A 26230-nucleotide genomic window follows, 5' to 3' on the forward strand; every position below is an offset into this window, starting at 1 on the left:
CGACGGACACAATCTACTGTCCGATTTGCATGTGTACGTTACATATGTATGCTGCATACCTCGAAGGAGGTCTCCCATGAGCCGAGTACGAGGTGCCACGCCGGGACTCACCCGTGACGCCGCCGAAGCCGTCGACAAGGCCCCTGCCGGCGCCGTCGGCAGTGTGGTGGTGCTCTGTTTCGGCGGCCTCGTCGCGTCGCTGATGCAGACGCTCATCATCCCGATCCAGCCGGACCTGCCCCGGCTGCTCGGGACATCGATCGGCAACGCGTCGTGGATCATCACCGCCACCCTGCTCGCCGCGGCCGTCGCCATGCCGATCGCCGGGCGACTGGGCGACATGTTCGGCAAGCAGCGCGTGCTGTTCGTCAGCGCGGTCCTGCTCACGCTCGGGTCGTTGATCTGCGCACTCGGCGACACCCTGGTTCCGCTCATCATCGGCCGCGGCGTACAGGGCCTGGCGATGGGGTTCATCCCCGTCGGCATGAGCCTGATCCGCGAGATCACCCCACCCCGGATCACCTCGATGGCCGTGGCCGCCATGAGCGCGACCCTCGGCGTCGGCGGCGCGATCGGCCTGCCGCTGGCGGCCTGGATCGTGCAGACCTGGGACTGGCACGCCCTGTTCTACGTGGCGACCGGTCTGGGCGTGCTCATCAGCGTGGCGGTTCTCGTGCTGGTACCTCGCGTGAACGACGCGGTGGGCGGGCGCATCGACGTCCCGGGCGCCATCGGCCTGGCCGTGGGACTCTCGGCGTTCCTCATCGCGGTGTCGAAGGCCAACGACTGGGGCTGGACCTCGGGACGCACCCTCGGACTCGGACTGGGCGGCATCGCCGTGCTACTCGTGTGGGGAGTCTTCGAACTCCGCCAACGGGATCCGCTGGTCGATCTGCGGACCACCGCACGCCCCGCGGTCCTGCTGACGAACATCGCCGCCGCGGCCATCGGCTTCGGAATGATGGCGCAGTCCATCGTCCTGCCGATGCTCCTGCGCCTACCGGAGGCCACCGGATACGGTCTGGGACAGTCCCTCCTGGCCGCGGGCCTGTGGATGGCACCGGGCGGTCTGATGATGATGATCTTCGCACCCGTCTCGGGCATCCTCATCAACCGGATCGGCGCCAAGATCACGCTCGCCATCGGCGCCGCCATCCTGGGATGCGGTTACCTGCTCGCGTTCTTCCTCATGGACGCCGCCTGGAAATTGATGCTGGCCTCGATCGTGTGCGCGATCGGCGTGGGTGTCGGCTACGCGGCGATGCCGACCCTGATCATGGGGTCGGTGCCGGCGACCGAGGCCGGTGCGGCCGTGGGACTCAACGGCCTCATGCGTTCGCTCGGTACCACGATCGCATCGGCTGTCATGGCCCTGATCCTGGCCAGTGCCACCATCTCGCTCGGCGGCACCGAGGTACCGGACGAATCGACGTTCACGTGGTGTTTCCTGGTGGCGGCCGCCGCGGCGTTCGTCGGCATGGCCATCACACTCACCATCCCGGCGCGCCGTGGATCGTCGAATGTGCCCGAGGAGCAGCCGCTTCCGGCTCGGCACTGACGGGATCCCGTTCCCTGAGGTGCGAGCGAAGCGAGCTCTCAGATCCCACTGCGCCGCAGCGTCACCCGGTAGGTGTAGTGCTCCGGCAGGAAGTGGCTGACCGCGAGTTCGACTGCCCGCCCGCGGGAATCGGTGTACAACCGGTCGACCCGCAAGACGGTGTGTCCCACCGGACAACCGAGCCGGTCCGCGGTCGTGGCGTCGGCGGTCGTGGCCGTGATCGATTGCGCGCATTCCTCGATCGGATCGACGAGGTGCGGTTCGAGCAGACCGATCATCGTGTGGTCGCTGATCGCGCCCTGCTCGACCTCGGGTGCGTCGATCACCAGACGTGCCACCGGCTCCGGCCACGACACCGTCGTCACGACGAACGGGACACCGTCGTGAAAGCGCTGGAAGACGATGCGGTACACCACGTCGGTGTCCAGCCGCAACCGGCCCGCGGCCTCGAGATCGACACGGCGCGCGGGCGATTCGAGCACCTGCATCTCGGTGTCGGTGGACAGGTTCATCAGGTCCTCGATCGAACCCAGTTGGCGCAGGTACTGGCCCGCGTTCTCGGTCGCGAACGTCCCGCGACCGGGTACGCGGTACACCGCCCCCTCGGTCACCAGCTCCAGGAAGGCCCGACGGACGGTCTGCCGGCTGAGCGCGTACTCCTGGGACAGTTCGGATTCGGTCGGCAGCCGCACGCCGCCGGCGTACTTGCCCGCGACGATCTGCGATCGCAGTTCGTTTGCCAGCGTCTTGTACGCCGGCTCGGACTGGCCCGCGTCACCCACTCATCCCACCGCCTCCGCTCCGATCGACTCACACGGCGTCGTCCGCCTCAGATCCCCCCGCGCGAGACCAGTTGCGCCGCGATCACATTGCGCTGGATCTCGTTGGTGCCTTCACCGACGATCATCAGCGGCGCGTCGCGGAAGTACCGCTCGACGTCGAACTCCGTCGAGTAACCGTAACCCCCATGGATACGGACGGCGTTCAGGGCGATCTCCATCGCCACCTCCGACGCATAGAGCTTCGCCATGCCCGCTTCCATGTCACAGCGCTCACCCCTGTCGAACTGCTCGGCCGCATGCCACGTCAGCTGACGAGCAGCGGTGAGTTTGGTTGCCATGTCGGCGAGATAATTGCCGATCGACTGATGCTTCCAGATCGGTTGCCCGAAGGACTCGCGCTGCTGCGCGTAGGCCAGTGAGTCCTCCAGCGCCGCCGTCGCGACACCGAGTGCGCGACATGCCACCTGAATTCGACCCGTTTCCAGGCCTTTCATCATCTGACCGAAACCCTTGCCGGGGACGTCACCGAGGATCGCCGATTTCGGTGCGCGATACCCGTCGAAGGACAGCTCGCAGCTCTCGACACCCTTGTAGCCCAGCTTGGGCAGGTCGCGCGAGACGGTCAGTCCCGGACCGTGTTCCACCAGCACGATCGAGATGCCCTTGTGTCGCGGGGTCGCCGAGGGATCGGTCTTGCACATCAACGCGATGAGCCCCGAACGTCGGGCGTTGCTGATCCACGTCTTGGAGCCGCTGATGACCAGCTCGTCACCGTCTTCTTTGGCGACCGTCGACATCGCCTGCAGATCCGAGCCGCCGCCCGGCTCCGTGAGCGCCATGGTCGCCCGCATCTCACCGGTGGCCATCCGGGGCAGATAGGTCCGCTTCTGCTCCTCGGTACCGAACAACGTCAGCAGTTTCGCCACGACGGTGTGCCCTCCCATCGCGCCCGCCAGACTCATCCATCCCCGCGCGAGTTCCTGGGTGACGCGTGCGTAGCACGGCATCGACACCGGTGAGCCGCCGAACTCCTCGGGCACGGCGAGCCCGTAGATCCCGATCTGTTTCATCTGCTCGATCCACTTCTCGGGGTAGGTGTTGGCGTGCTCCACCTCCTGCACGGACGGCTTGACCTCCCGGTCGACGAACGACCGGACGGTCTCGACGAGGAAGGACTCTTCGGCGGAGAGGGTGCTCATGAGGGGGTTCACCTGCGATCTGCGTGGGGACTCAATTTGTACGGCCATTTTGTGGCCACTGCGGATCGCTGTCAAGCTTCACAACGGCCACTGAAGTCTGATAGAACCGTGAGGGCATGATTTGGCCGCACATTTGAATCCGACCCCCTGGAGCAACAGTGCAGAGACGACGAGCCGTTCTGGTGGCACCGGCCTCCGACGACCGCAAGGCCCGCAAGGCGCTGGCCTCGATCGCCGACGAGGTGGTCCTCGACCTCGAAGACGCGGTGACCCCGGAGAACAAGAACTCGGCTCGCGCGGCGGCCGCCGACCTGGTCGCCGAGTTCGGCGCCGATCGTGCGATCTCGTTGCGCATCAACGCCATCGACACACAGTGGGCTGCCGCCGACCTCGCCGCGTGCGCCCAGATGCCGAATCTGACCTCGGTGGTGCTGCCGAAGGCCGACTCGCCCGCGGATCTCCGGTCCGCCGACGAACAGCTCGGCCGAGCGCCGGTCCGACTGCAAGCGCTACTCGAGTCACCTCGCGGCATCCGTGACGCGGGTGCGATCTGCGCGGCGACGAAGCGGCTCGACGCCGTCCTGATCGGTTACGCCGATCTCGCCGCCTCCCTGGGACGCAGCCCCGGCCTGCCCATGCACACCTGGCACGTCGTCCAGGACTCGGTGCTGCTCGCCGCGCGCGCGGCCGGCGTGGACGTCATCGACGGACCGCACCTGACCATCGCCGATGACGAGGACTTCCGAGGTTCCAAACGCTGGGTCCGCGACCTCGGCTTCGACGGCACCTGGGTGATCCACCCGGCCCAGCTCGCCAGTGCCATCGAGATCTTCACACCCGACGACGCGGCCATCGAGGACGCGCGACGCGTGCTCGACGCGCTCGAGAAGGCGGCCGCCGCGGGAGCGGGCGCTGCCGAGCTCGACGGCCGGATGCTCGACGAGGCGCTGGCCGTCTCCGCGCGACGCGTTCTGGCAAAGAGCGGAATCGATGTCTGAGCCGATCACCGTGGGCGGCCCGCACTTCGACGACCTCGCACACGGGCAGATTTTCGACGACGCCCCGTCGCTCACGCTGACCGACGGCCTCGCCGCGTCACATCAGATGATCCTCGGCGATCGTCTGCGCCTCGCACTCGACGCGCAGTTGTCCACACGGGTGACCGGCGGCGGCACTCTCGCACATCCCGGGCTGGTCACCGACATCGCGATCGGTCAATCCACCCTGGCCACACATCATGTCAAGGCAAACCTCTTCTACCGCGGCCTGCGGTTCCTGAGCCACCCCCGGATCGGCGACACGCTGACGACCGTCACCGAGGTGGTCGGGTTGCGCGAGAACACGCCCAGACCCGGTCGTGCCCCCACCGGTCTGGCCGCGTTGCACATGGTGACGACCGATCAGCACGGCGCCACCGTTCTCGACTTCCACCGCTGCGCGATGCTGCCGTTGTCCCCCGATGCCGACCCCGAGCGGACCGTGCACGCGGACGACCTGGGCACCATCGGACCTGGGACCGACGCGCCACCGTCCATCCCCGAGTGGGACCTCGAGACCTACCGGACGTCCGTGCGCGGAGAGCACTTTTCACCTGAGCTGGCTGGCCGCGTCTTCACCTCCAGTGCCGACGTGGTGTCCAGCGCACCCGAACTCGCCCGGCTCTCACTGAACATCGCGGCCACACACCACGATGAGCGGGTGGCCGGTGCGGCCGCCGGTGGTCGTCTGGTCTACGGCGGGCACACCATCGGACTCGCTCTCTCCCAGGCCAATCGGGCGCTTCCGAATCTGGTGACCGTTCTGGGCTGGGACTCGTGCGACCACACCGGTCCGGTCCACGAGGGCGACACCCTCAGCTCCGAGATCACTGTCGCAGAAGCCACCCCGCTCGCCGCCGGCGGCGGGATCCTGCACCTGCACTCCAAGGTCGTCGCGCACGGTGACGAGGACCGCGACGTCCTCGACTGGCGTTACCGCGTCCTGATGGCCTGACACCCTGTCGCGCACAGCCGTCTCTCCCCGAGGAGTCTCTTCACATGAGCCCGATCCCCCGCCCGCTCGAAGGCCTCCGCATCGTGGAGGTGTCGAGCTTCGTCGCCTCACCGCTGTGCGGCCTGACCCTCTCCCAGCTCGGCGCCGAGGTGATCCGCGTCGACCCGATCGGCGGCGCCGCCGATATCCACCGGTGGCCGGTCACCGGCGAGGGCACCTCGATCTATTGGACCGGGCTCAATCGCGGCAAGAAGTCCGTCACCGTCGACTTCCGTGATCCCCAGGGCCAGAATGCCATCCAGGACCTCGTCACCGACAGCGGACCGGGCGGCGGAATCCTCGTCACCAATGCGGGCGGGCGGTCGTGGATGAGCCACGAGACGCTGTCCGCCCGACGCTCCGACGTCATCACACTGGAGCTGCTCGGCCGCACCGACGGCACTCCGGGCGTCGACTACACGGTCAACGCGGGGCTGGGATTCCCGGCGATCACCGGACCCACCGATTACGCCGGCGTCGTCAACCACGCGTTGCCGGCATGGGACATCGCGTGCGGTCTCTATGCCGCACTGGCTATCACGGCCGCCGTCCGGCGCCGGGACCAGACCGGTGCCGGGGCACAGATCACCCTGCCACTCGAGGACACCGCCCTCGCCATCGCCGGGACGCTCGGATACCTCACCGAGCCCCAGCTGGGTGGCGGCAGCCGACCGGCCACCGGGAACGACGTCTACGGCACGTACGGCACCGATTTCGTGGCCGCCGACGGTGGTCGGTTCATGCTCGTCGCCCTCACACCCCGTCACTTCCGCGGCCTCGTCGAGATGACCGGCACCGGTGACGCGGTCGCGGCCGTCGAACGGGCACTCGACGCGGACTTCGGCAGAGAGGACGACCGGTTCCTCCACCGCGGTGTGCTCACACCGCTGTTCGCCGCGTGGTTCGCGCGGCACACCACCGCCGAGGTCGAGGCCGAGCTGGCCAACTCGTCCGTCCTCTGGGAGCGGTACCGCACCTTCGGCGAGGTCGTCGAATCAGGTGTTCTGCAGCGTAATCCGCTGTTCGCCGAGCTGGACCAGCCTGGCATCGGCACCTACCTGGCAGCGGGCCTGCCCGCGAGGTTCGACGGTGAGCACCTATTCGCCGGGCCGGCCCCCGACCTGGGTTCGTCGACCGGGTTCTGACCCTTCGAGACGCTCGCAAGCTCGCTCCTCAGGGAACAGAGCAATACACGGCCTTTCTGCTCCCTGAGGTGCGAGGAGCGCTAGCGACGAGCCACGAAGGGTTTGGTGAGCTCGCTCCTCAGGGAGCAGCCCAAGTCACCTGTGCGCCAAGTGGTCCGGTCGTGGTGGCGTCCCACCGTACGGTTCCTGCAGCGCGTTCGACTTCGCGTTGAAGACCACGAACAGGTTGCTGCGCGGGTAGGGCGTGATGTTCCCACCGGACGCGTGCAGGCAATTGGAGTCGAAGTAGAGCGCCGACCCGGCCGGTCCGGTGATCGTGTCGATGCCGAGCTCGTCGGCGAGGCTCGCGACGTCCTCTTCCTCCGGCGTCCCGACGGGCGGCCGGTACGAGGTGAGCGATTCACGATGGTAGTCACCGGGTGTCGAGCCCACACAACTGACGAACCGGCGGTGGGAACCGGGAATGATCATCAGTGGACCGTTGGTCGAGTAGTTCGGGGTCAGTGCCAGCGACACGCTCAGTGCGCGCGGCGCGGGCATGCCGTCCTCGGCGTGCCATGTCTCGAAGTCCGAGTGCCAGTAGAACGGTCCGCCGGCGAAACCCGGCTTCAAGTTGATCCGGCTCTGATGGATCGTCACGTCGTCGTCGAGGATCTGCCGGGCAACCCCGACAATGGCTTCCCGCGAACAGATCTCGGCGATGACGTCGCTGAGCCGATGCACCGCGAAGAGCGATCGGACGTCACCGTTGGACGATTCGCGGATCACCCGCTCGTCGTCGCCCAGTCGCTCGGTGATCGACTCCACCTCGCGGAGACAGGCAGCGATGTCGGCGTCGGCGAGAATGTTTGTCTCCGTGTGATATCCACGGTCGGCGTAGCGTCGGAGCTCGGGCGCCGACAGGGGCCCGGGATTGCCCATGCTGCCCCACACCGTGTTGTGCGGGCGCGGCTCGATCTGACTCCGCCGGGCGAGCCGGGTGCGGTAGACGTCGACACTCGTGTTCGCGGAATGCCCGGCCTCTGGAGTTCGTGTTGCTGTGTGAGTTCCCACGATCTGTTCGATCCTTTCCCTCATCCGGCGGCCGCTCTCGAAGCAGAATGTGCCTCGGCGGCAGGCAAGGTGATTGTGTTGTGCGATCGTCGGACGACCATGCGTCGCGATCTCGTACGGCGTCGGCGGCGCGATCGGTCTTCACGCATGCCGGGTTCGTCCGTATATCTGCACCCTGCCAGCAACAACGATGCCCCGCAACCATGCTGGTATGCGGGGCGGACACCGTCATCGACTCAGCCGCGCCGGGCGTACTCCAGGATCACCTCGACGGCCCGGGCGGCACTCTGGCACGCACCCTCCATCGTCGTGGTCCAGTCGGTACGGGTCCAGTCTCCGGCGAGCGCGAGTCCGCCGACCTCGGTGCGCTGGTCTGGGCGCAGGCCCGCGGTTCCGGGTCGTTGTGCGAAAGTCGATTTCGGCATCCGGACCACGTGGCTGTGGACGACCTCGGCGTCGGCCGCCTGCGGAAAGTACCGACGCAACATGTCCATCTGGATCTCGGTGATCTCGGCGTTCGTCTTCGAGATCAGGTCATACGACGCCGACACCGTCGTCGAATAGAAGTGATTGTCGCGCGGTTCGCGCCCGTGCATGCGCTGGCGGTCCCACACCTGTTCCAGCACACCCTCACCGCCGTACAGGATCTCGCCCCAGTCGGCCATCCCGATCGAGCGGTCGAGATAGAGGTTCACACTCACGATGGGCACCGGGGTCAGGTTCTCGACGGCGCGGTAGATCCGGTCGTGTCCCGGGACCTGATCGAGGAGTCCCTTCACATCCCACACCGGCACCGCGCAGATGACGGCGTCGGCGGCGACCTTCTCGCCGCCGGCGAGGGTCACACCGGTCACGGTCCCGTCGGTCACGTCTATCGACGACACCACCGCGCGGTGGCGGACCTCCACACCGGCATCGGCGAAGCGCTTCTCGGCACCGTGGATGAACAAGGTGTCGAGGTCGACGGTGGGGTAACCGATGGAGATCGGCGTCCGCGTCTCCCGCGCCCGCCGGGCACCCGTCACCAGCAGATCCGCCGGGACCTTGGCCGAGGAGATGTCCGGCTTGTCACCGGTCAGGCCGATGACGATGCCGTCCCACAGCGCATCCCGTGCCGACTGCGGCATCCCGATACGGCGGAACCACTCGTCGGCGGTGACGTCGTCGAGCCAGTCGGGCTGCCGAAAAGCCTGGCGTATCAGCGTGATCTGGGCACGCACGGTCCGCAACCGGTCAAGACCGGTCACTCCCGGCAGATCGCCGAGCGCCGCCCGGAGCCCGGACAGGCCCGCAAAGCCCGACCTGCGGGTCGCTCCGCCGGGCATCCGGACGGTCATGTGTCCCGGAAAGGCGACATGCTCGCGAGTGCCGACGCTGTCCAGGTAACGCATGAGGTGCTCGTATCCGCTGGCGAACACATGCTGGCCGTTGTCGGGGACATCGTCGACGACGTGCAGCGGCATCGAGATGGTGCGACCACCGAGAGAACCGCGTCGTTCGAGGACGGTGACCCGTTGACCTGCTTCGGCGAGCCACACCGCCGACGCCAGACCGGCGAGTCCCCCGCCCACGACCACGCAATGCATGCGCCACAGATTAGCGGTCAGTGCTGACCGGTACCGGGAATGCGCTGTTTCCCATCCCCTCCCGACGACGGCCGGCGCTCACCCGGTCATCTTGACGTCCTTGGCGGCGCCGAGGACGGACAGGGCCTGCGGCACCAGGACGAGGCCCAGGACCGCCATCGCCAGCGTCCACGACCCGGTGACGTCATGGATCGCGCCGATGACGATCGGACCGGCCGCCGCCGCCAGATAGCCGACGGACTGCGCCATCCCGGACACCTGGCCCGTCTGCTCGGACCCCGAGCTGCGCAACACCATGAAGAGGAGGGCCAGGCTGATCGACGAGCCCGGCCCGACCATCACGCAGGCCGCCCAGAACCCCGGCCACACGTCGGTGCTCAGCAGACCCACGAAACCGACGGCGCAGACGGTGATCACCGACAGGGTCACGGCACGCTGATCGGCGAAGCGACCGGCGACGATCGGCGCGAGCAGCGACATGATCAGGGCGACCACCTGCGCCGACGCCAGCACGGCGCCCGCCCGCAGCGGCGACATCCCGGTCTCGACGAGGTACTGCGGCAACCAGGCCACGAACGTGTAGAAGATCAACGACTGCGTTCCCATGAACACCGTGATCGCCCACGCGATCGGGTTCTTCAGCAACGACGTCGCCTGCCCGGCCGAGGTCACCCGATGAACCATCGGCAGCTGCGGAATCCAGACGACCACGGCGACCAGGGCGAGGAGCGCCCACGTCGCGAGAGCGAGGCGCCAGTTCCCGCCCAGCGCGTCGTTGATGGGAACACTCACCCCGGATGCCACCGCGGCCCCGCCGGACAGCGTCATCGAGTAGAGGCCCGTCAGCAGCCCGGAGCGATGGGCGAAGTCTCGCTTGATCAACGCCGGCAGCACGACGTTGCAGGTCCCGATGGCTGCTCCGATGACGGCCGAGCCGGCGAAGAGGGCCGCCGCGGACGGGATCAGGCGCACGAGGATGCCGACGATCAGCACGAGCAACGCGCCGAAGATGACCCGCTCGATGCCGAAGCGGTTGGCGAGGCGCGGCGCGACCGGCGCGGAGATCCCGAAGAAGAGCACCGGCAGCGCGGTGAGCAGACCGGCGACCGCACTGCTGAATCCGGCGTCGTCGGAGATCGTGCCGATGAGGGGCCCGACGGCCACGACGGCCGGCCGCAGATTGGCGGCGACGAGCATCACCCCGACGGCGGTGACGATCACCCCGACGCCGGTCTTCTCGTGGGCGGACAGGGCCTGTCCGCTCACTCCGGCACCTCGGTGAAGTCGACGTAGGCGTACACGGCCGCGCGCGCCGCACCGGCGTCGCCGCGCTCGATGGCGTCGACGACGTCGCGATGGCCACGCGGGTGCGTCTGTTCGGCCAGCGGACCTCGCACCACCGACGGGTGCGTTCGGGCGATCACCTCGGCGATTCCGTCATACATCTCGATGAGCAGCGCGTTGCGCGAGGCGACGACGATCTCGGCGTGAAAGGCGATGTCCGCCTCGGTGTATCGATCGAGGTCGCCGTCGGCCAGCGCAGCCTCGGTGCGCGCCAGCAGCATGCGCAGCCGTTCCACGTCGGCTGCGTCGGCCCGACCGGCCGCACCGGCCGCCGCCTCGCTCTCGAGCGCGCGACGCACTTCGAGCAGATCCCGGAGCTCCGACGGCGCAGAGCGTCGGGCGATGGCACCGGCGAGCGGGCTCCGACCACGCACATAGGTTCCGTCGCCGCGCCGCGGCTCCAGCATGCCGGCGTGTTCGAGCGCCCGGGCGGCCTCCCGAATCGTGTTCCGGCCCACGCCGAACTGCGCCACGAGTTCGGGCTCGGCAGGAATCCGCTCGCCGAGCGGCCAGGTGCCGTCGGTGATCAGCTCCTGCATCCGTTGCACGACGAGCTCGCTGGTCCTGCGCGGTGGGGTGATCTGTCCGGACACCGAAACAACCTAACATCCCATGTTTAAGCCCCGTCCGACCGTGGCGTCCCGGCCCCCTGCGACCGCGGCGTCAGCAGCCAGACGCGCGGGCACCGGCTTCGGTGACCCGACCGGAACTCTCAGCGGAACAGCAGTCGCAGGCCGCCGGACGGCCGCCGTCGACACCGATCGCGGGGACGCAGCACGCGTCGCCGCGCCACGCGTTGATCCCCTCCCGGACCGCTATCACCGAGATGACCAGGGCAGCAACCGGATCTGCCCACGACCAGCCGAGCAATCCGTTGAGGGCCAACCCGACCAGCAGCACCGCCGACAGATAGGTGCAGAGCAGCGTCTGCTTGGAGTCGGCCACAGCGCTCAGCGAGCCGAGCTCGCGGCCGGTTCGACGTTCGGCCCACGACAGCAGCGGCATCACGAGCAGACTCACCGCGGCCAGCGCGATACCGATCGACGAGTGCCGCGCCTCGTCGCCGAGACCGACCAGCGAACGGACCGAGTCGACGCCGACGTATGCCGCCAGGGCGAAGAACGAGATCGCGATGATCCGCAGCGCCATTTTCTCCCGCCGCTCCGGGTCGGAACCGGCGAACTGCCACGCAACCGCAGCCGCGGAGGACACCTCGATGACGGAGTCCAGACCGAACCCGATCAGGGCACCCGAGGAGACACGCATCCCCTCGCTGATCGCGATCACGGCCTCGATCACGTTGTAGGCGATGGTCGCCGCGACGAACCAGCGAATACGGCGCTGCAACAACGTCCGTCGCGCGGCGCCCGGGCCGGGCCGCCGCACCGACAGGGAGCCCGGTTCGGCGGCCATCAGCAGCAGCCTTCCTCGCCTGATGCGGGACAGCATGCCGGATCGACCGCCAGGACCAACCCGAGGAGATCATCCAATGCATGCCCGATCTTGCTGTCCGCCAGCTCGTATCGGGTTCGACGACCCTCCGGCACTGCGACGACGAGGCCACATCCGCGCAAGCAGGCCAGGTGATTGGACAACACCTGACGCGAGACCCCGATGGTGTCCGCGAGTTCGGACGGGAAGGCCCCACCCGAGCGCAGCCGGAGCAGCACCTGGGTACGCGTGGAGTCCGACAACGCGTACCCGAACCTCGTCAATGCGTCACGCTGAGCCACCGCCGCCGATTCCATGGGACATGACAGTACAGAATTTCCTGTATTCAGGAAACCCTGTACCGCAGTCGCGATCTCGGCGGCGTCTGCCCAACCCACGGCAGATGCCCACGGTTGATCAGAAATGGTTGGTTACCCTAACCTAACCACCATGCAACCGAAGCGGTATCTCGCCGTCCCGTTCATGCTCATCGCCGTACTCGTGTTCGCCCTGGGATGTTCGTCCGGGGACGACGGGAACTCCGGCGCGGACTCCGCGGAGGCCACGGCGACGACCACCGTCGACCACCAGTACGGATCGACAGTGATCGACGGCGTCCCGAAGCGGGTGGTCACCCTCACCGGTGCGACCGCCTGGACCGACTCGTTGATCAAGCTCGACGTCCCGATCACCGCCGAGTTCGTCTCCGCCGGATACTCGGGTCCGGACAACCGGTTCGCATGGACCCCGCCGCACGAGTCCACCGTCATCCCGGTCGATGTCGGCGCCTCGCCGGGCGTCGCCGAGGTCGCCGAGTTCGAGCCGGATCTGATCCTCGCGGGATACCTGCCCGATCGAGCGGCGTACGACGTCCTCGCGAAGGTGGCGCCGACAATCCCGGTGATGAGCACCGAGACGGTCAACGACACCTGGCAGCAGGTGTTGAGCACCGCGGGCAAGATCTTCGACAAGGAGGACCAGGCGTCGCAGGCGCAGACGGAGGTCGAGGAGAAGATCGACGCGATCAAGAAGAAATACCCTGCGGCACAGGACAAGACGGCAACCTTCGGTCAGCTGACACCCGAGCGGCAGTTCGGTGTGGTCACCTCCGACAACGATCCTTCCGCCAAGCTGCTCGCGGAGGTCGGCCTGCGGCTGGACCCCGCTGTCACCGGGCTGTCGGACAACGGTCAGCGCGTCGTCGTATCGAGTGAACGAGTGGATCTGCTCGGCTCTGATCTGCTGATCTTCTGGCCGCTGGTCGGCGGACCCGAGGTCTTCGGGACCATCCCGGGATGGGACTCGTTGCCCGCGGTCCGATCCGGCGCGACGGTGTTCCTGACCAACGACACCGCCTCGGCATTCGGGACGCCGACGGTCTACTCGGTTCCGTGGGCTGTCGACGCCCTCGAGCCCGCATTGGCCAAGATCGCCGCATGAGCGTCGCTCTGCAGACGGGGCCCGGGGTCCGTGGCCCACAGGTCAAGTCGCCCCATGCCGGCCCGTTCGATGTTTAGATGAGCCATGTCGTTCGGGCTGCGCACGAGTTGGCTGCGCGTGGGTGTCATCGGTCTTGTCCTCGGCGTGATCGCCGGAGTGCTCGCGAGCGCGCCTCCCGCGCAGGCGGCACCCGGCCCGGGTTCACCGTTGCCGTCGGCCGATCCGTTCTACTCCTACGACGCGTCGCTGGCCGGGGTGGCACCCGGCGCGGTGCTCCGCAGCCGTCCCATGCAGTTCCGGACACCCACGATGTCCACACCGATCACCGGCTCGCAGGTGCTCTACCGCACCACCGACCAGTTCGGCGCGAGCGTGGTGACGGTGGCGACCGTGCTCCGGCCGCTGACCCCGGGTCCCGCCCGCCTGGTCTCCTACCACATGGCGTACGACGCGCTCGGGTCCCAGTGCGACCCGTCGTACACCCTCAGCGGCGGGTACACCAACGGCACCGCAACCGCCGAACAGGGCGTCATCGCAGGCTATCTCGCTGCCGGTTACACCGTCGTGGTCCCCGACTACGAGGGCGAGAAGCTGCAGTGGACCATCGGCCGGCAGTCGGGATACGCCGCTCTCGACGGCGTCCGCGCCGCCCAATCGTTCCTGCGGCTGCCGCGATCGACCCCGGTCGGCCTGGTCGGTTACTCCGGCGGGTCGATCCCCACGCAGTTCGGAGCCGAGGTCGCGCCGCGGTACGCCCCCGAACTCAACATCGTGGGTGCGGCCGCGGGCGGTCTCCCCGTCGACCTCGCGCACAACCTGCCCTACATCAACGGCAGCGCGAAGTGGGCGGGCGTCATCCCCGCGCTGGTGGTCGCCTATCAGCGCACGTACCGTCTCGACACCTCGACCTTCCTGTCGGCGCGGGGCCTGCAGGTCGCCCAGGACGTCAGCGACGAGTGCATCTCCGAGTTCGCGTCGAAGTATGCGGGCCTCACGAGCGCGGACATGGTCAAGCCGCCGTACACCGGTTTGCTCGATGTGCCGCAGGTGGTGCGGGCGATCAACGACAACATCATGGGCCGTTCGGGCACTCCGTCGACGAAGATGCTCCTCGCGGTCGGTCATTACAACGCGATCGGCGACACCCTCATGATCACCGGCGATGTCATCGGCCTGGCGGACGAATACTGCTCGCGCGGCGTCGACATCACCTATCGACAGCTCAACGGCCTGACGCATCAGGAGGCGTTCCTGCCGTTCGAGCCCCTCGCCCTGCAGTACCTCACGGAGAGGTTCGCGGGCGCGCCGACGCACAGCAACTGCGGTTCGCTGCCACGCGGGAACAGCCTGGCACCGCTTCCGGTGCCCTGACCTCGGGGATCACCCCGGTAGCGTCTCACCGCCGATCGGCGCCAACACCTCGCCGGTGTAGTACGACGACAGCTGTTCGGCCGCGAAGAACACATACGACGGTGCGATCTCGTCGGGCTGGGCGGCGCGTCCCATCGGCGCCTGCGTGCCGAAGTCCTTGACCGCGTCGGCGGGCATCGTGGCCGGGATGAGCGGTGTCCACACCGGTCCCGGGGCCACGCAGTTCACCCGGATCTTCCGCTCCATCAGTGCCTGCGCCAGGGAATAGGTCAGCGCGAGAACAGCCCCCTTGGTCGCCGAATAGTCGATGAGGCTGTCGTTGCCGCGCAAGCCGTTGATCGACGACGTGTTGATGATGGCGCCGCCGCCGGTCAGATGCGGGACCGCCGCGCGGGTGGTGTGGAAGAAGCTGTCGATGTTGACGTCGAACGTCCGCCGCCACTGCTCCGGCGTCAACTCCATGAAGTCGTCGACGATCTCCTGATAGGCGACGTTGTTCACCAGGATGTCCAACGCCCCGAGCTCGTCGACGGTCCGCTTCACGACATCGGCACAGTGCGCCGGATCGGCGAGGTCGCCGCGGTAGGCACGGGCCTGCCGTCCCTGCGCCTCGATGAGTTCGACGGTGTGCCGGGCGTCGTTGTCCTCTTCCAGATAGGCGATGGCGACGTCGGCGCCCTCCTTCGCGAAGGCGACCGCGACCGCCCGACCGATACCCGAGTCACCACCCGTGATGAGCGCGGTCTTGCCCGCCAGCAGATCGCGACCGCGGTACTCGCGCATCTCGTCCCGCGGTCGGTCACCCATCTCATCGGTCTCACCGGGGTACGGGATCGTCTTCGCCACGTGCTCGGGGTTCTCGTCACTCATGTCCGACGTTTGCCCGCGCGGACGCGCGCGGAAACATCGCCACGCGCCCCGGGTCGGTGAGCGTCAGGGGTGCTCGTCCGGAATCTCCTGGTCGAGCTTCTCGTCGAGGGACTCCCCCTCGCGCTGTTCCCGCGCCGTCGTGCCGGTCCGGTCACTGGCCGACCAGTCCTCCGGCGGATCCATGCCCTCCTCGAGCGGGTCCTGCCCGAGTCGGTCCTCGTCGAGGTCCTCGAAACCGGCCGTCGACGTCAGATCGGGGTTGATGCCCTCGGTTGCCGCCGTCGCGCTGTCACCCGCGTTCTCGGTGCTCATTCTCGTCCTCCTCGTCGTAACCGGGATCGGTGCCCGTTGCGGTCGGCGCCTCGATGCCGCCGGCCCGAGCGGCTCGCAGATACCCGGGTGACACCGACCCGAAACGATCTCCGCGAGTCCGGCATCGGTGACACGACCAGGTCGATTCCCGCCCGGCGCGACGGCCAGGTAAGCTCATTTTTCGCCCGAGACCGCTGGCTTCCTTGTTGATTTGTGGTTTGTAGGGGTGAGGGTGACAGACGCCAACGATCACACCGCCGGCGAGTCCCGCATCAGTCACGTCGGCAGCTTCCGGTTCTTGTTCGACACCCAGGAGTGGGAGTGGTCCGACGAGGTCGCCGAGATGCACGGCTATCGGCCCGGTGAGGTGACTCCGACGACGGAGTTGATCGCCGGGCACAAGCACCCGGACGACAGGCAGTCGTTCGAGGAACTGCTCGCGACCATGCTCGACCGGCGGATTCCGTTCTCGAGCCGGCATCGCATCGTCGACACCGAGGGTCAGGTCCGTCATGTCGCTGTCGTCTCGCAGCAACTCACCGACGAGTCCGGCACGGTCATCGGCGCGGAGGGCTTCTACCTCGACCTGACGGCGATCGAGGAGAAGGCCGTCAAGGACCGCGTCGACGAGCACGTCGCGCGGTTCCGGGAGCATCAGGGAGTCATCGAACAGGCCAAGGGCATGATCTCGCTGGCCTACGGCGTGAGCGCCGATCGTGCATTCGAGGTCATGCGGTGGCGGTCCCAGACGGCGAACGTCAAGGTGAACGAGCTCGCTCGGTCGATCGTCACCGGCGTTCACAAGTACGTGGTGTTGCCGGACCCGGTGCGGCAGTCCTTCGACCACCTGCTGCTCAACGCCCACCAGACGGACAACCAGAGCTCTCCGCACTCGAACTCACACTGATCACCACACCGTTCGTTCATCGCCCCGCGGCGGTTTCGTCGCAGGCGATCTGGGGTATCAGAGACCGCATGACGACTCGCCGGAGATCGGCGGTGGTCCCTGCGGCTCGCGAAGCCGCGATCGCGTAGGCCCGGTTGAGTAGACAGCCGTTCGGACCCGAGTGAACGGATGTGGCAGTGAGCAGTGGGCAGCCCAGCGGAACAGCAACCCTCGAGACGGCGGGGGCGAGCACGACACGAGGCCGGACGGCGATGTCGACCGGTCTGCGCGCGCGGACGGGCACCGGCGTCGCGCGTGTGCGCGTCGCGTCGGTCCCGCAGTCCCATGTGTACGTCCGCCACCTGTCCCCGCTCAACGGAACGGTCAGCAACCTCGAGACCGGGCCGGTCTCGGTGGTGCGCCTGCCCGATCCGGAGCCCGCCGACGGCGCGACGGTTCCGGGGGGCTGGTGGCCTCCGCTGATGCTCGATCCCGCCTGGATCGCGCGGCACCACGACGAGTTCGACGTCTTCCACCTCCATTTCGGGTTCGACGCCATCGAGCCGGCGGTGATGTCCGCGGTGGTCGACGAACTGCGCACACACGGCAAACCGCTCGTGTACACGCTGCACGATCTGCGCAATCCGCACCACCCCGAGCCGGGCCATCACGAAGCGGTCCTGGACATCCTGGTGCCCGCAGCCGACGAGGTCATCACGCTGACCCCCGGTGCGGCCGATGAGATCGCACGCCGCTGGCAGCGCGAGGCGACCGTGCTCCCCCATCCCCATGTCGTCCCGCCGGGACGGTTCGCCGCGCGCAGACCGCACACCGACGAGTTCGTCGTGGGCGTCCATGCCAAGAGCATCCGCGCCAACATGGACCCGTTGCCGGTGATCATGACCCTGCTCGAAGCGGCCGCCGACTACCCGGACATGACCGTCGCGATCAACCTGCACGAGGAAGTGTTCGTCCCGGGCACACACGCCTACAACCCCGACTTCGGCACGACCGCGCTGGCGCTGTCCCGGCATCCATATGCGCGCGTGCGGGTCCACGACTACTTCACCGACGACGAGCTGTGGGACTACCTGCGGGGCCTGTCGGTATCGGTACTTCCGTACCGATTCGGCACCCACTCGGGCTGGCTCGAGGCCTGCCACGATCTCGGCACCACCGTCATCGCACCGAGTTGCGGCTACTACCACCAGCAACAGGACTGCCTGTCGTACGAGTTCACCGAGGACCGTTTCGATCCGGACTCGCTGGTTTCGGCTCTGGCACAGGCCTATACGGCCCGGCCGTCGGCAGCCCTGTGGCCGGAGCGGCGCGCACAGCGCCGGTCTCTCGCCGACGACCACGCCGCCCTCTACACCCGGATCATGGATGCGTGACACCCTGAAGATCGCCATCGTCGCGTCGAGCCGCTATCCGATCGCACAGCCCTTCGCCGGCGGACTCGAGGCCCATGTCTGGCATCTCACGCGCGCCCTGACACTCGCCGGCCACGAGGTCACGCTGTTCGCGGGCGCGGGCAGCGACCTCCCGGTCGACTCGGATCGCCTGCGCGCGGAGCTGTTCGAACCTTCCGCGGCCGCACGCTCGGACGTGTCGATGCCCCAGCTCGAAGCGCTGCAGGATCATCACTCGTATCTGTCGCTGATGCTCTCGTTCACCCGCAACCCGGGTGAATACGACGTGATCCACAACCACAGCCTGCACTATCTCCCGGTTGCCATGGGTCCGGCGGTGCGGACGCCGATGGTCACGACGCTGCACACCCCGCCCACGCCGTGGCTCGAGTCGGCGCTGGCCCTCGCACCCGACACCCGCTGCGTGGCGGTCAGCAGGCACACAGCGCGGTCGTGGTCGCATGTGATCGGCGAGATACCGGTGGTGCACAACGGAGTTCAGCTGGATCGCTGGCCTGCCGGTCCAGGTGGGGACGACCTGGTCTGGTTCGGTCGCTTCGTCCCGGAGAAGGGCGCTCACCTCGCCATCGAGGCCGCGCACCGTGCCGGTCGCCGGCTCCGGCTGGCCGGCCCGATCAGCGATGCGCGTTACTTCGAGCAGCACATCGCGCCATCGCTCGGCGACCTCGTCCACTACGAGGGTCACCTCCACCAGCACGACCTGGCCCGCCTGGTCGGTTCGTGCGGCGCGACGCTGGTCACCCCGGTCTGGGACGAGCCGTACGGCCTCGTGGTCGCGGAATCGCTCGCCTGCGGAACCCCGGTGGCGTGCTTCGCCCGCGGCGGCATCCCGGAGATCGTCGGCGACGACGCGGGCGTCCTGGTGCCGCCGGGCGACGTCGACGCGATGGCCCTCGCCGCGCAGGAGGCGCTCACCATCGACCGGGATCTCGTGCGACGCCGCGCCGAGGATCATTGCTCCGACACCGCGATGATCAACCGGTACACCGACATCTACGCCGATCTGGTCGCCGGACGTCCGCTCACCGGCACCGAGCCGCTCGCTCGGGAGGTACCGGTGTGATCGGCTACTACGTGCATCATCAGGGACGCGGCCACTGTTCGCGTGCCACCGCCATCGCCGGCCGCATCGGCACCGATGTCGTCGCGCTGACCAGCGCCCCGCTGTCCGATCCGGCGTTCAGCGAGGTGATCACCCTCGAGCGCGACGACGCCGAGCCGGAGCCGCGCGACGTCGACGCGGGCGGTCTGTTGCACTGGGCGCCACGACACGACGGCGGTCTGCGGACGCGTATGGCGCAACTGGCCGAGTTCGTCGCGGAACGCACCCCGGCGGCCGTCGTCGTCGACGTGTCGGTGGAGGTGACCCTGTTCCTCCGGCTGCTCGGCGTACCGGTGATCGTGACGGCGCAGCCCGGCATTCGTGACGACCTACCGCATCAGCTCGCCTACCGGGCTGCCGATGCGATCATCGCGCCCTGGCCCGCAGAGCTCTATCAGCCGGACTGGCTTCGAGAGCATCTGCCGAAGACGGTCTTCACCGGCGGAATCTCCCGTTTCGACGGGCGACTCCCCGTCTCGCACCCCACGTTCGCCACCGACGTCCTCGTCCTGACCGGTGCCGGCGGGAAACCCGGTGGACCTCACCCCGCGACCACCCTCGCCGACGAGCTTCCGGGCCGCACCGTCGTCGGGCTCGGTCCGGCCTTCGGAACCTGGGTCGACGACCCGTGGCCGTTCCTGTGCAGCGCCCGGGTCACCGTCATCGGCGCAGGTCAGGGGAGCGTCGCCGATGCCGCCGCAGCCGGCCGGCCAGCGGTGGTGATCCCCGAGGACCGACCGTTCGCCGAACAGCGGGCAACCGGCAACACGCTCGCACGCTCCGAACTCGCACTCGTCACGTCGTCGTGGCCGGACGCCGAGAGCTGGCGGTCGATCCTCGACACCGTCGGGGACTCGGCGCCGGCGTGGTCGCGCTGGCAGACCGAGGGTGCCGCCGAGCGGGCCGCGCGGGCCATCGAAGCGGTCGCGCACCGATGACCGGCTCCCCCGAGGTGGTCGCGGTCATCACGATCGTGTCGGGGCGACACCTCCACCTGCGACGCCAGCTCGATGCATTCGCCCATTCGACCCACCGGCCCGACATACACCTCATCGTGGCGATGGACGATCCGGTGATCGCCACGGTCGTCGCGGGACATCCGGTGCGTGTCATCCACTTCCGCAACGACGACCCGAGCACTCTGCAACTCGCCGACGCGCGCAACGCGGGGGCGGCGGCCGCGATCGCGGCGGGAGCGTCGATCCTGGTGTTCCTCGACGTCGACTGCATACCCGGCCCGGACATGCTCGAACGCTACCTGCGGTCCTGCGCGGCCACGCCGGACCTGACTCTCCTCTACTGCGGTCCGGTCACCTATCTGCCGTGTGACCAGCCGACCTTCGACGCCCGCGAACTCCCCCGATTCACCGATCCACATCCGGCACGCCCGTCACCGGGATGCGGGCAGACCCAGCTGTCGTCGGAACTGATGCTGTTCTGGTCGTTGTCGTTCGCCGTGCGGACCTGCGACTGGCTCGCCCTCGGCGGCTTCCACCCCGGTTACCGCGGTTACGGGGGTGAAGACACGGACTTCGCGATGTGCGCGCGCGACAACGGATTCCGGATCGCCTGGGTCGGCGGAGCGCACGCTTATCACCAGCACCACCCGGTCTCGAAGCCGCCCGTCGAGCATCTCGAGGACATCCTCCGCAACGCCCGGGTCTTCCACCGGCGCTGGGGCACGTGGCCCATGGAGGGATGGTTGCGGGCCTTCGCCGAACGCGGCCTGGCCGCCTACGACGCCGCCGGCGATGACTGGCGACCGGTCAGCGGCGGAATTTCGAGAACGCGATGACGACGCCTCGGGACGCGGCGTCCGGGCCCGGTTCGTCGTAGGTGATCGTGTGGGTGTCGGTGACGGTCTGCACGATCCGCCATCCGAACGTCGACTGCTTGAGGGTCACGTCCCCGAGGAGTTCGCCACGGATCTCGCCGATCACGCCCTGCGATGACAGGTACAGAGTGAGCTCGATCGACGATCCGTCGGCGGCGGCGGAGATGATCTGCGAGCAGATCTCGTCCACGGCCACCTTCGCGTCGATCACGTCGTCGAGCGCCCAGTCATCGACGTAGAGAGCGGTCTCGACCAGGGCGCGCACGAGTGCGAGACGATCGGTGGCGGCCGGCACCCGCAGCACCGTCGGCGTACCGCCGGCGATCGATAGCTGGGAGGTCGCATCGGAATCGGTCATCAAATGAGTCTTCTTCGCCCGTTGATTGGTGGTGCCGATCTCGGCTGGTCTGGTCATGAGTGCCCCGTGATTCCGTGTTCCAAACCGCGGCTCGAATGGAGTGGCCGCGCCCGTCAGTGCCCCCAACACGTCTCGACACGGTAGCAGAGCTCCGGCCGGCGGTCGGATTCGATGAGATGCACGTCTCGGTACGTCCCATTTCCGACGAAGGTGTCGGCACGTCGACGTTTCATCTCCGGCCTGTAGCGGTACACCGAGCGCACCGAGGTCGGTTGCCCAGCCGCTGACCACCGAACCACCACCAGACAGCGCAGGGAGTGCACCATGCCAGATCTGACACCCGAACGAGAAGTCGCCTCACGAGAGGCCATCGCCCGCCGCCCGGCACGAAAGTCACGAGGACTGAAGGCCATCGGCCTCCTCGGCTTCGTCTGCCTCGGACTCATGCTGGTGCTCGCAGGCCTCGCGATCGCCGCCGGAGCAGGCGACCGCGATGCGACCGTGTGGCTGGCGATCGGCGCCGTCCTGGTCGGGCTGTTGGCGATCGGCCTGCTCATCAGCAGCCGCGTCCTGCTTCGACGTCGCGCGGCCAGGGACGGCGATCGGGCCCATCAGGACCCGATCCAGCCGGAGACGACCGCCGAGGAAGCCGAACGGTACGAGGAGCGCTTCCACGACTTCCCGGTGGAACACGCCGGCAAGCGGGAGCGAGGACGCGACGACCGCCTGGAAGAGATGCAGGACGACGGTCGTCGACACAACGATGGAAAGGCCTGAGCATGCGTGCAGTGACCTGGCAGGGCAAACGACAGGTGTCGGTCGACACCGTGCCCGACCCGAAGATCATCGAGCCCACCGACGCCATCATCAAGATCACCTCGACCAACATCTGCGGATCCGACCTGCACCTGTACGAAGTGCTCGGCCCGTTCATGCAGGCCGGTGACATCCTCGGACACGAGCCGATGGGGATCGTCGAAGAGGTCGGCAAGGACACCGGCGATCTCCGCGTCGGCGACCGGGTGGTGATTCCATTCCAGATCTCCTGTGGCACATGCCTTTTCTGTCATGACGGCCTCATGACGCAGTGCGAGACGACCCGCGTCACCGACCAGGGGACGGGCGCGGCACTGTTCGGGTACACGCAGCTCTACGGGTCGGTGCCCGGCGGGCAAGCCGAGTATCTCCGCGTGCCCCAGGCCCAGTTCACACACATCAAGGTGCCGCTGGAGAAGCCCGACTCGCGCTATGTGTACCTGTCGGACGTGCTGCCGACGGCTTGGCAGGCCGTGGCCTACGCCGAGATCCCGCGGGGCGGAACCGTCACCGTGCTGGGTCTCGGCCCCATCGGCGACATGGCCGCCCGTATCGCCGCCCACCAGGGCGCGCGGGTGATCGGCGTCGATCGCGTGCCCGAACGGCTGGCACGGGCCGAGGCCCGCGGCATCGAGACGGTGAACTTCGACGCAGTCGACAACGTCGGCGATGCCATCCGCGACCTGACCGGCGGCCTGGGCACCGATTCCGTCATCGACGCCGTCGGCATGGAGGCTCACGGATCACCGATCAACAAGGCGCTGCAGAGCGTGGTCGGACTGCTACCGGATGCGGTGGCCCGCAAGGCGATGTCCGAGATGGGCACCGACCGGCTGGGTGCGTTGTACTCCGCGATCGACATCGTCAAGCGCGGCGGGACGATCTCGCTCTCCGGGGTCTACGGCGGCGCGGCCGACCCGCTCCCCATGCTGACCATGTTCGACAAGCAGATCCGGCTCCACATGGGTCAGGCGAACGTCAAGAGGTGGGTCGACGACATCATGCCGCTGCTCACCGACGACGATCCGCTGGGCGTGGACACCTTCGCCACCCACGAACTGCCGCTCGAGGAGGCCCCGCAGGCCTACGAGACCTTCCAGCAGAAGAAGGACGGCATGGTCAAGGTCATCCTCAAGCCGTGACGCCCGGAGGCGTGCCGCGGCCCTTGGTGGCGGCACGCCCGGCATCGGCCTGCACGTCGTCGCCGTCCGGACCCTCGACGACGACCTCTGCGCGCAAGGTCTCGATGATGCGCGTCAGCAATCGCGACACATGCATCTGCGAGATGCCCACCTCGCGTGCGATCTCACTCTGCGACATCGATTTGAAGAATCGAAGCGTGAGAATCGTGCGCTCCCGTTCGGTGAGCCGTTCCAGTGCCGGCTGCAGCGTCACGAATTCCTCGACCAGCTCCAGGCGCGAGTCCTCGTCGCCGAGTGTGTCGGCCAGAGTCCAGCCGTCGGTCGAGGAGCCGGCTTCGGCGTCGATCGAACTCGCGGTGTAGGCCGACCGCGCGACCATCCCCTCGATCACCTCGCTGACGGGCAGGTCGAGGTGTTGGGCGATCTCACTCGGGCGCGGCGACCGTCCGAGCGACTGCAACAACTCCTCACTCGCCTTGGCGATGTTGAGTGAGGCCTCTTGCGCCCGGCGAGGCACCCGGATGGACCAGGTGCTGTCGCGGAAGTAGCGCTTCACCTCACCCATGACGGTCGGCACCGCGAAGGCGAGGAAGTTGTTGCCGCGCTCGACGTCGAAACGGTCGACAGCGTGCATGAGCCCGATCCGCGCCACCTGACGCAGATCGTCGATGGGCTCGCCGCGTTCGGAAAAGCGCCTGGCGACATGGTCTGCCAGTGGCAGACACCGCGCGATGACATCCTCTCGCAGCCGGGTACGGCGATCGTCGTCCACCTCGTCGCGCATCGCGCGGAGAGACGGCAGGACATCGCTGTAGTCGTCGTGATCGCCCCGGTCACCCGACGCCATTCTCACCACCAGACTTCGCATACAGCTCGAGATTCGATGCGCAGACCTCGTGTCGCATCCGAAACAGGAATGATGTGCGCACCGGTTTCGACGCATATCCGAGTCCAGCCAACCACGGTCGCCCGACTGCGTCCAGCTGCGCCGGACCGGGGCTGGTCAGAGTGGCCGTGTGGCAGGAAGGCATCGCACAAAATCTGCCGAACTCGGCACAACCTTGTACCTACTGCGTCGGCAACGTAGGGTGGGTAATGCGGTTCAGGTAGAAGCTGCGTTCCAAGTGACAGGCGCCCAGGGCCTCATCGCTTCCCACCATCACGGTCGATTCTGCACACAGACATTCGTGAACTTGGGTTGCTCCGCTTCAATTCGTCGGAGTAGCAACGCTTTCCACCCAAGAGGTGACGGTCGGCCACACGACGCATCTTACTGAAACGAGAACACCATGAGTCTCACTTCCTCGACCACTTTTCGGTCAGCATTCGATCCCACTCAGGAACCCGAGGCGAAGGCACATCAGCCCCAGTTCGTCTCACCGAATTCCTATTGCGTACAGGGCTTCTCGGGCAGCGTCGATCGCGACTCGGCAGCCGATTTCGCCGCCGCGCTCGACCGTGTGAGCAGCGGATCCGTCGACGGCATCGTCCTCGACTTCTCCGGATTGAACTTCTTCGGAACCGTCGGGCTGGTGCTCCTGCGTTCGTTCATCGACGACGCCGGCCGCCGTTTCATCCCGGTCGTGGTCGTCGGTGGTCGCACCGTTACCCGTCCGTTGGAACTCTGCGGAATGGCGCCCTATGTCAAGGTTTTCGAGACGATCGAGGACGCCGGGCGCGCGTTGACCCAGGATCGGGTCGGTCCGAGCACGATGGAGTTCACCGTCCCCGAGTAACGCCCCCCCTGAGGTGCGCGGAGCCTCGAAGGGTCACCGGTTGGTGGTGACCAGACGGGCCACCTCGACCAGCTTCGTGTTCGATTCCTGCGACAGCTGCTTCAACAGGTCGAACGCGGCGACCGCGTCGATGTCGAACCTTTCCATCAGCATGCCCTTGGCCTGACCGATGACATCCCGGTTGGCCAAGGCGCTGTGGAACTGTTTGTCCTTCTTCACCTTGTTCCAGGCGAGTGCGGCGTGCGTCGCGAAGATCACGCCGATGTCCTCGGCATGGAGATCGAAGGCCCGCGGTCGGTCGGCGAAGAGGTTCAGCGCACCGATGGTGGTGGTGTCGGCGAAGAGCTGGAACGACAGCACCGACCGGATCGGCGTCTCGGCCAGCGCCCGGCGCCGGTACCCGGGCCAGCGCGTCTCCTTCTCGAGGTCGTCGACGCGAACGACCCGGTCACCGATCGCCGCCGAAATACAGGGCCCTTCACCGAGTTCCGCCTGAATCCGGTCGTGCACATCGGCGACGTCGTGCGTCGATCCGAACGATTCGATCGATCTCCGCCGGGTGGAGACCGTGAGTCCCGCGTACTCGACGCCGGGAATGTCGACCAGTGCGTTCTCGACGATCGTCTTGGCGACCTGCTCGTCGGAGTCGTCTCCGTGCAGCTCACGCGCCAGCTCCGCGATCTTGCGGTGGACGTCCTCGTCAGACCGATCGGTCATGGTCGAGCTCCTTCCGACGCCCGACCCGGAACGCAACGACCGCGGACGCGCGTTTCTCGGCGTGCTGAACCAAACCTAGCCCAG

General features: G+C 67.5%; 27 protein-coding genes. 14 read left to right on the plus strand and 13 right to left on the minus strand.

Annotation, left to right across the window (positions count from 1 at the left end; translation table 11 throughout):
• The first annotated feature begins 76 nt into the window (after positions 1–76).
• A complete protein-coding gene (locus tag AC3B6C_RS03955) occupies positions 77–1558 on the plus strand; it encodes an MFS transporter (protein WP_014928156.1) in 1482 nt (493 codons plus the stop codon).
• A 38-nt stretch (positions 1559–1596) separates the two neighbouring features.
• On the opposite strand, the gene AC3B6C_RS03960 is transcribed toward AC3B6C_RS03955, so the two are convergent.
• Positions 1597–2340 carry a GntR family transcriptional regulator gene (locus tag AC3B6C_RS03960; protein ID WP_010842727.1) on the minus strand — a complete coding sequence of 248 codons (744 nt, stop codon included), beginning with the start codon at positions 2338–2340 and terminating at the stop codon, positions 1597–1599.
• Between the two features lie 47 nt (positions 2341–2387).
• On the minus strand, positions 2388–3539 hold the full coding sequence (locus AC3B6C_RS03965) for an acyl-CoA dehydrogenase family protein (RefSeq protein WP_055474481.1): 1152 nt from the start codon (positions 3537–3539) through the stop codon (positions 2388–2390).
• Between the two features lie 182 nt (positions 3540–3721).
• Between AC3B6C_RS03965 and AC3B6C_RS03970 the strand changes: the two genes are divergently transcribed.
• Genes AC3B6C_RS03970 through AC3B6C_RS03980 form a run of 3 tightly spaced genes read left to right on the plus strand, consistent with a single transcriptional unit; the run spans position 3722 to position 6715 of the window.
• Positions 3722–4537: an HpcH/HpaI aldolase/citrate lyase family protein gene (locus AC3B6C_RS03970; RefSeq protein ID WP_488376216.1), complete on the plus strand. Its 816-nt coding sequence runs from the start codon at positions 3722–3724 to the stop codon at positions 4535–4537.
• Positions 4530–5531, plus strand: coding sequence for a MaoC family dehydratase (locus AC3B6C_RS03975; protein ID WP_488375059.1), 1002 nt, complete (start codon positions 4530–4532; stop codon positions 5529–5531). The genes AC3B6C_RS03970 and AC3B6C_RS03975 overlap by 8 nt, the downstream gene beginning before the upstream one ends.
• A gap of 44 nt (positions 5532–5575) precedes the next feature.
• A complete protein-coding gene (locus AC3B6C_RS03980) occupies positions 5576–6715 on the plus strand; it encodes a CoA transferase (RefSeq protein ID WP_488375060.1) in 1140 nt (379 codons plus the stop codon).
• Between the two features lie 135 nt (positions 6716–6850).
• On the opposite strand, the gene thpD is transcribed toward AC3B6C_RS03980, so the two are convergent.
• The 6 genes from thpD to AC3B6C_RS04010 form a co-directional block, all read right to left on the minus strand.
• A complete protein-coding gene (gene thpD / locus AC3B6C_RS03985) occupies positions 6851–7768 on the minus strand; it encodes an ectoine hydroxylase (protein ID WP_488375061.1) in 918 nt (305 codons plus the stop codon).
• A 236-nt stretch (positions 7769–8004) separates the two neighbouring features.
• Entirely contained in the window at positions 8005–9354 is a 1350-nt protein-coding gene (gene hpnE, locus AC3B6C_RS03990; protein ID WP_488375062.1) for a hydroxysqualene dehydroxylase HpnE, read from the minus strand.
• Positions 9355–9432: 78 nt separating this feature from the next.
• Positions 9433–10620 (minus strand): CynX/NimT family MFS transporter, encoded by a 1188-nt coding sequence (locus tag AC3B6C_RS03995; RefSeq protein ID WP_488375063.1) that lies wholly within the window; start codon positions 10618–10620, stop codon positions 9433–9435.
• A complete protein-coding gene (locus AC3B6C_RS04000; protein WP_014928164.1) occupies positions 10617–11291 on the minus strand; it encodes a FadR/GntR family transcriptional regulator in 675 nt (224 codons plus the stop codon). Before AC3B6C_RS04000 ends, AC3B6C_RS03995 begins: the two co-directional genes overlap by 4 nt.
• Positions 11292–11361: 70 nt before the next feature.
• Positions 11362–12111, minus strand: a complete 750-nt coding sequence (locus tag AC3B6C_RS04005; RefSeq protein WP_488375064.1) for a cation efflux transmembrane domain-containing protein — start codon at positions 12109–12111, stop codon at positions 11362–11364.
• The gene (locus AC3B6C_RS04010; protein ID WP_014928166.1) at positions 12111–12446 is read right to left on the minus strand and encodes an ArsR/SmtB family transcription factor; all 336 of its coding nucleotides are present in this window, start codon (positions 12444–12446) and stop codon (positions 12111–12113) included. Before AC3B6C_RS04010 ends, AC3B6C_RS04005 begins: the two co-directional genes overlap by 1 nt.
• Positions 12447–12579: 133 nt before the next feature.
• On the opposite strand from AC3B6C_RS04010, the gene AC3B6C_RS04015 reads away from it, so the two are divergent.
• Both AC3B6C_RS04015 and AC3B6C_RS04020 read left to right on the plus strand, forming a co-directional pair.
• Positions 12580–13569 (plus strand): ABC transporter substrate-binding protein, encoded by a 990-nt coding sequence (locus AC3B6C_RS04015; RefSeq protein ID WP_488375065.1) that lies wholly within the window; start codon positions 12580–12582, stop codon positions 13567–13569.
• Positions 13570–13653: 84 nt separating this feature from the next.
• On the plus strand, positions 13654–14940 hold the full coding sequence (locus tag AC3B6C_RS04020) for a lipase family protein (protein ID WP_488375066.1): 1287 nt from the start codon (positions 13654–13656) through the stop codon (positions 14938–14940).
• Positions 14941–14949: 9 nt separating this feature from the next.
• Here the strand turns inward: AC3B6C_RS04020 and AC3B6C_RS04025 are convergent, their stop codons facing one another.
• Complete coding sequence (locus AC3B6C_RS04025) at positions 14950–15810, minus strand: SDR family oxidoreductase (RefSeq protein WP_488375067.1); 861 nt, start codon at positions 15808–15810, stop codon at positions 14950–14952.
• Between the two features lie 63 nt (positions 15811–15873).
• Positions 15874–16122 carry a hypothetical protein gene (locus AC3B6C_RS04030; RefSeq protein WP_014928170.1) on the minus strand — a complete coding sequence of 83 codons (249 nt, stop codon included), beginning with the start codon at positions 16120–16122 and terminating at the stop codon, positions 15874–15876.
• Between the two features lie 232 nt (positions 16123–16354).
• On the opposite strand from AC3B6C_RS04030, the gene AC3B6C_RS04035 reads away from it, so the two are divergent.
• From AC3B6C_RS04035 to AC3B6C_RS04055, 5 genes are all read left to right on the plus strand, one after another.
• Positions 16355–17029 (plus strand): PAS and ANTAR domain-containing protein, encoded by a 675-nt coding sequence (locus AC3B6C_RS04035; RefSeq protein ID WP_014928171.1) that lies wholly within the window; start codon positions 16355–16357, stop codon positions 17027–17029.
• A 251-nt stretch (positions 17030–17280) separates the two neighbouring features.
• Positions 17281–18402 carry a glycosyltransferase family protein gene (locus AC3B6C_RS04040; RefSeq protein WP_488376217.1) on the plus strand — a complete coding sequence of 374 codons (1122 nt, stop codon included), beginning with the start codon at positions 17281–17283 and terminating at the stop codon, positions 18400–18402.
• Positions 18395–19504, plus strand: coding sequence for a glycosyltransferase family 4 protein (locus AC3B6C_RS04045; RefSeq protein WP_488375068.1), 1110 nt, complete (start codon positions 18395–18397; stop codon positions 19502–19504). The genes AC3B6C_RS04040 and AC3B6C_RS04045 overlap by 8 nt, the downstream gene beginning before the upstream one ends.
• Positions 19501–20481, plus strand: coding sequence for a hypothetical protein (locus tag AC3B6C_RS04050; protein ID WP_488375069.1), 981 nt, complete (start codon positions 19501–19503; stop codon positions 20479–20481). The genes AC3B6C_RS04045 and AC3B6C_RS04050 overlap by 4 nt, the downstream gene beginning before the upstream one ends.
• Complete coding sequence (locus AC3B6C_RS04055) at positions 20478–21338, plus strand: glycosyltransferase family 2 protein (protein ID WP_488375070.1); 861 nt, start codon at positions 20478–20480, stop codon at positions 21336–21338. The genes AC3B6C_RS04050 and AC3B6C_RS04055 overlap by 4 nt, the downstream gene beginning before the upstream one ends.
• Here AC3B6C_RS04055 and AC3B6C_RS04060 read toward each other — a convergent pair.
• Entirely contained in the window at positions 21310–21735 is a 426-nt protein-coding gene (locus AC3B6C_RS04060; protein ID WP_014928176.1) for an anti-sigma factor, read from the minus strand. The genes AC3B6C_RS04055 and AC3B6C_RS04060 overlap by 29 nt on opposite strands.
• A gap of 324 nt (positions 21736–22059) precedes the next feature.
• Between AC3B6C_RS04060 and AC3B6C_RS04065 the strand changes: the two genes are divergently transcribed.
• A complete protein-coding gene (locus AC3B6C_RS04065; protein ID WP_014928177.1) occupies positions 22060–22512 on the plus strand; it encodes a hypothetical protein in 453 nt (150 codons plus the stop codon).
• Positions 22513–22514: 2 nt separating this feature from the next.
• Positions 22515–23693 (plus strand): zinc-dependent alcohol dehydrogenase, encoded by a 1179-nt coding sequence (locus tag AC3B6C_RS04070; RefSeq protein ID WP_488375071.1) that lies wholly within the window; start codon positions 22515–22517, stop codon positions 23691–23693.
• Here AC3B6C_RS04070 and AC3B6C_RS04075 read toward each other — a convergent pair.
• Positions 23683–24540 carry a SigB/SigF/SigG family RNA polymerase sigma factor gene (locus AC3B6C_RS04075; RefSeq protein ID WP_055474499.1) on the minus strand — a complete coding sequence of 286 codons (858 nt, stop codon included), beginning with the start codon at positions 24538–24540 and terminating at the stop codon, positions 23683–23685. The genes AC3B6C_RS04070 and AC3B6C_RS04075 overlap by 11 nt on opposite strands.
• A gap of 442 nt (positions 24541–24982) precedes the next feature.
• Here AC3B6C_RS04075 and AC3B6C_RS04080 point away from each other — a divergent pair, with 442 nt between their 5' ends.
• Positions 24983–25429 carry an STAS domain-containing protein gene (locus tag AC3B6C_RS04080; RefSeq protein ID WP_035717369.1) on the plus strand — a complete coding sequence of 149 codons (447 nt, stop codon included), beginning with the start codon at positions 24983–24985 and terminating at the stop codon, positions 25427–25429.
• A gap of 33 nt (positions 25430–25462) precedes the next feature.
• Here AC3B6C_RS04080 and AC3B6C_RS04085 read toward each other — a convergent pair whose 3' ends face one another.
• Positions 25463–26146, minus strand: a complete 684-nt coding sequence (locus tag AC3B6C_RS04085) for a GAF and ANTAR domain-containing protein (protein WP_010842702.1) — start codon at positions 26144–26146, stop codon at positions 25463–25465.
• Between the last annotated feature and the right edge of the window lie 84 nt (positions 26147–26230).

Source organism: Gordonia sp. 11cp (assembly GCF_057767225.1).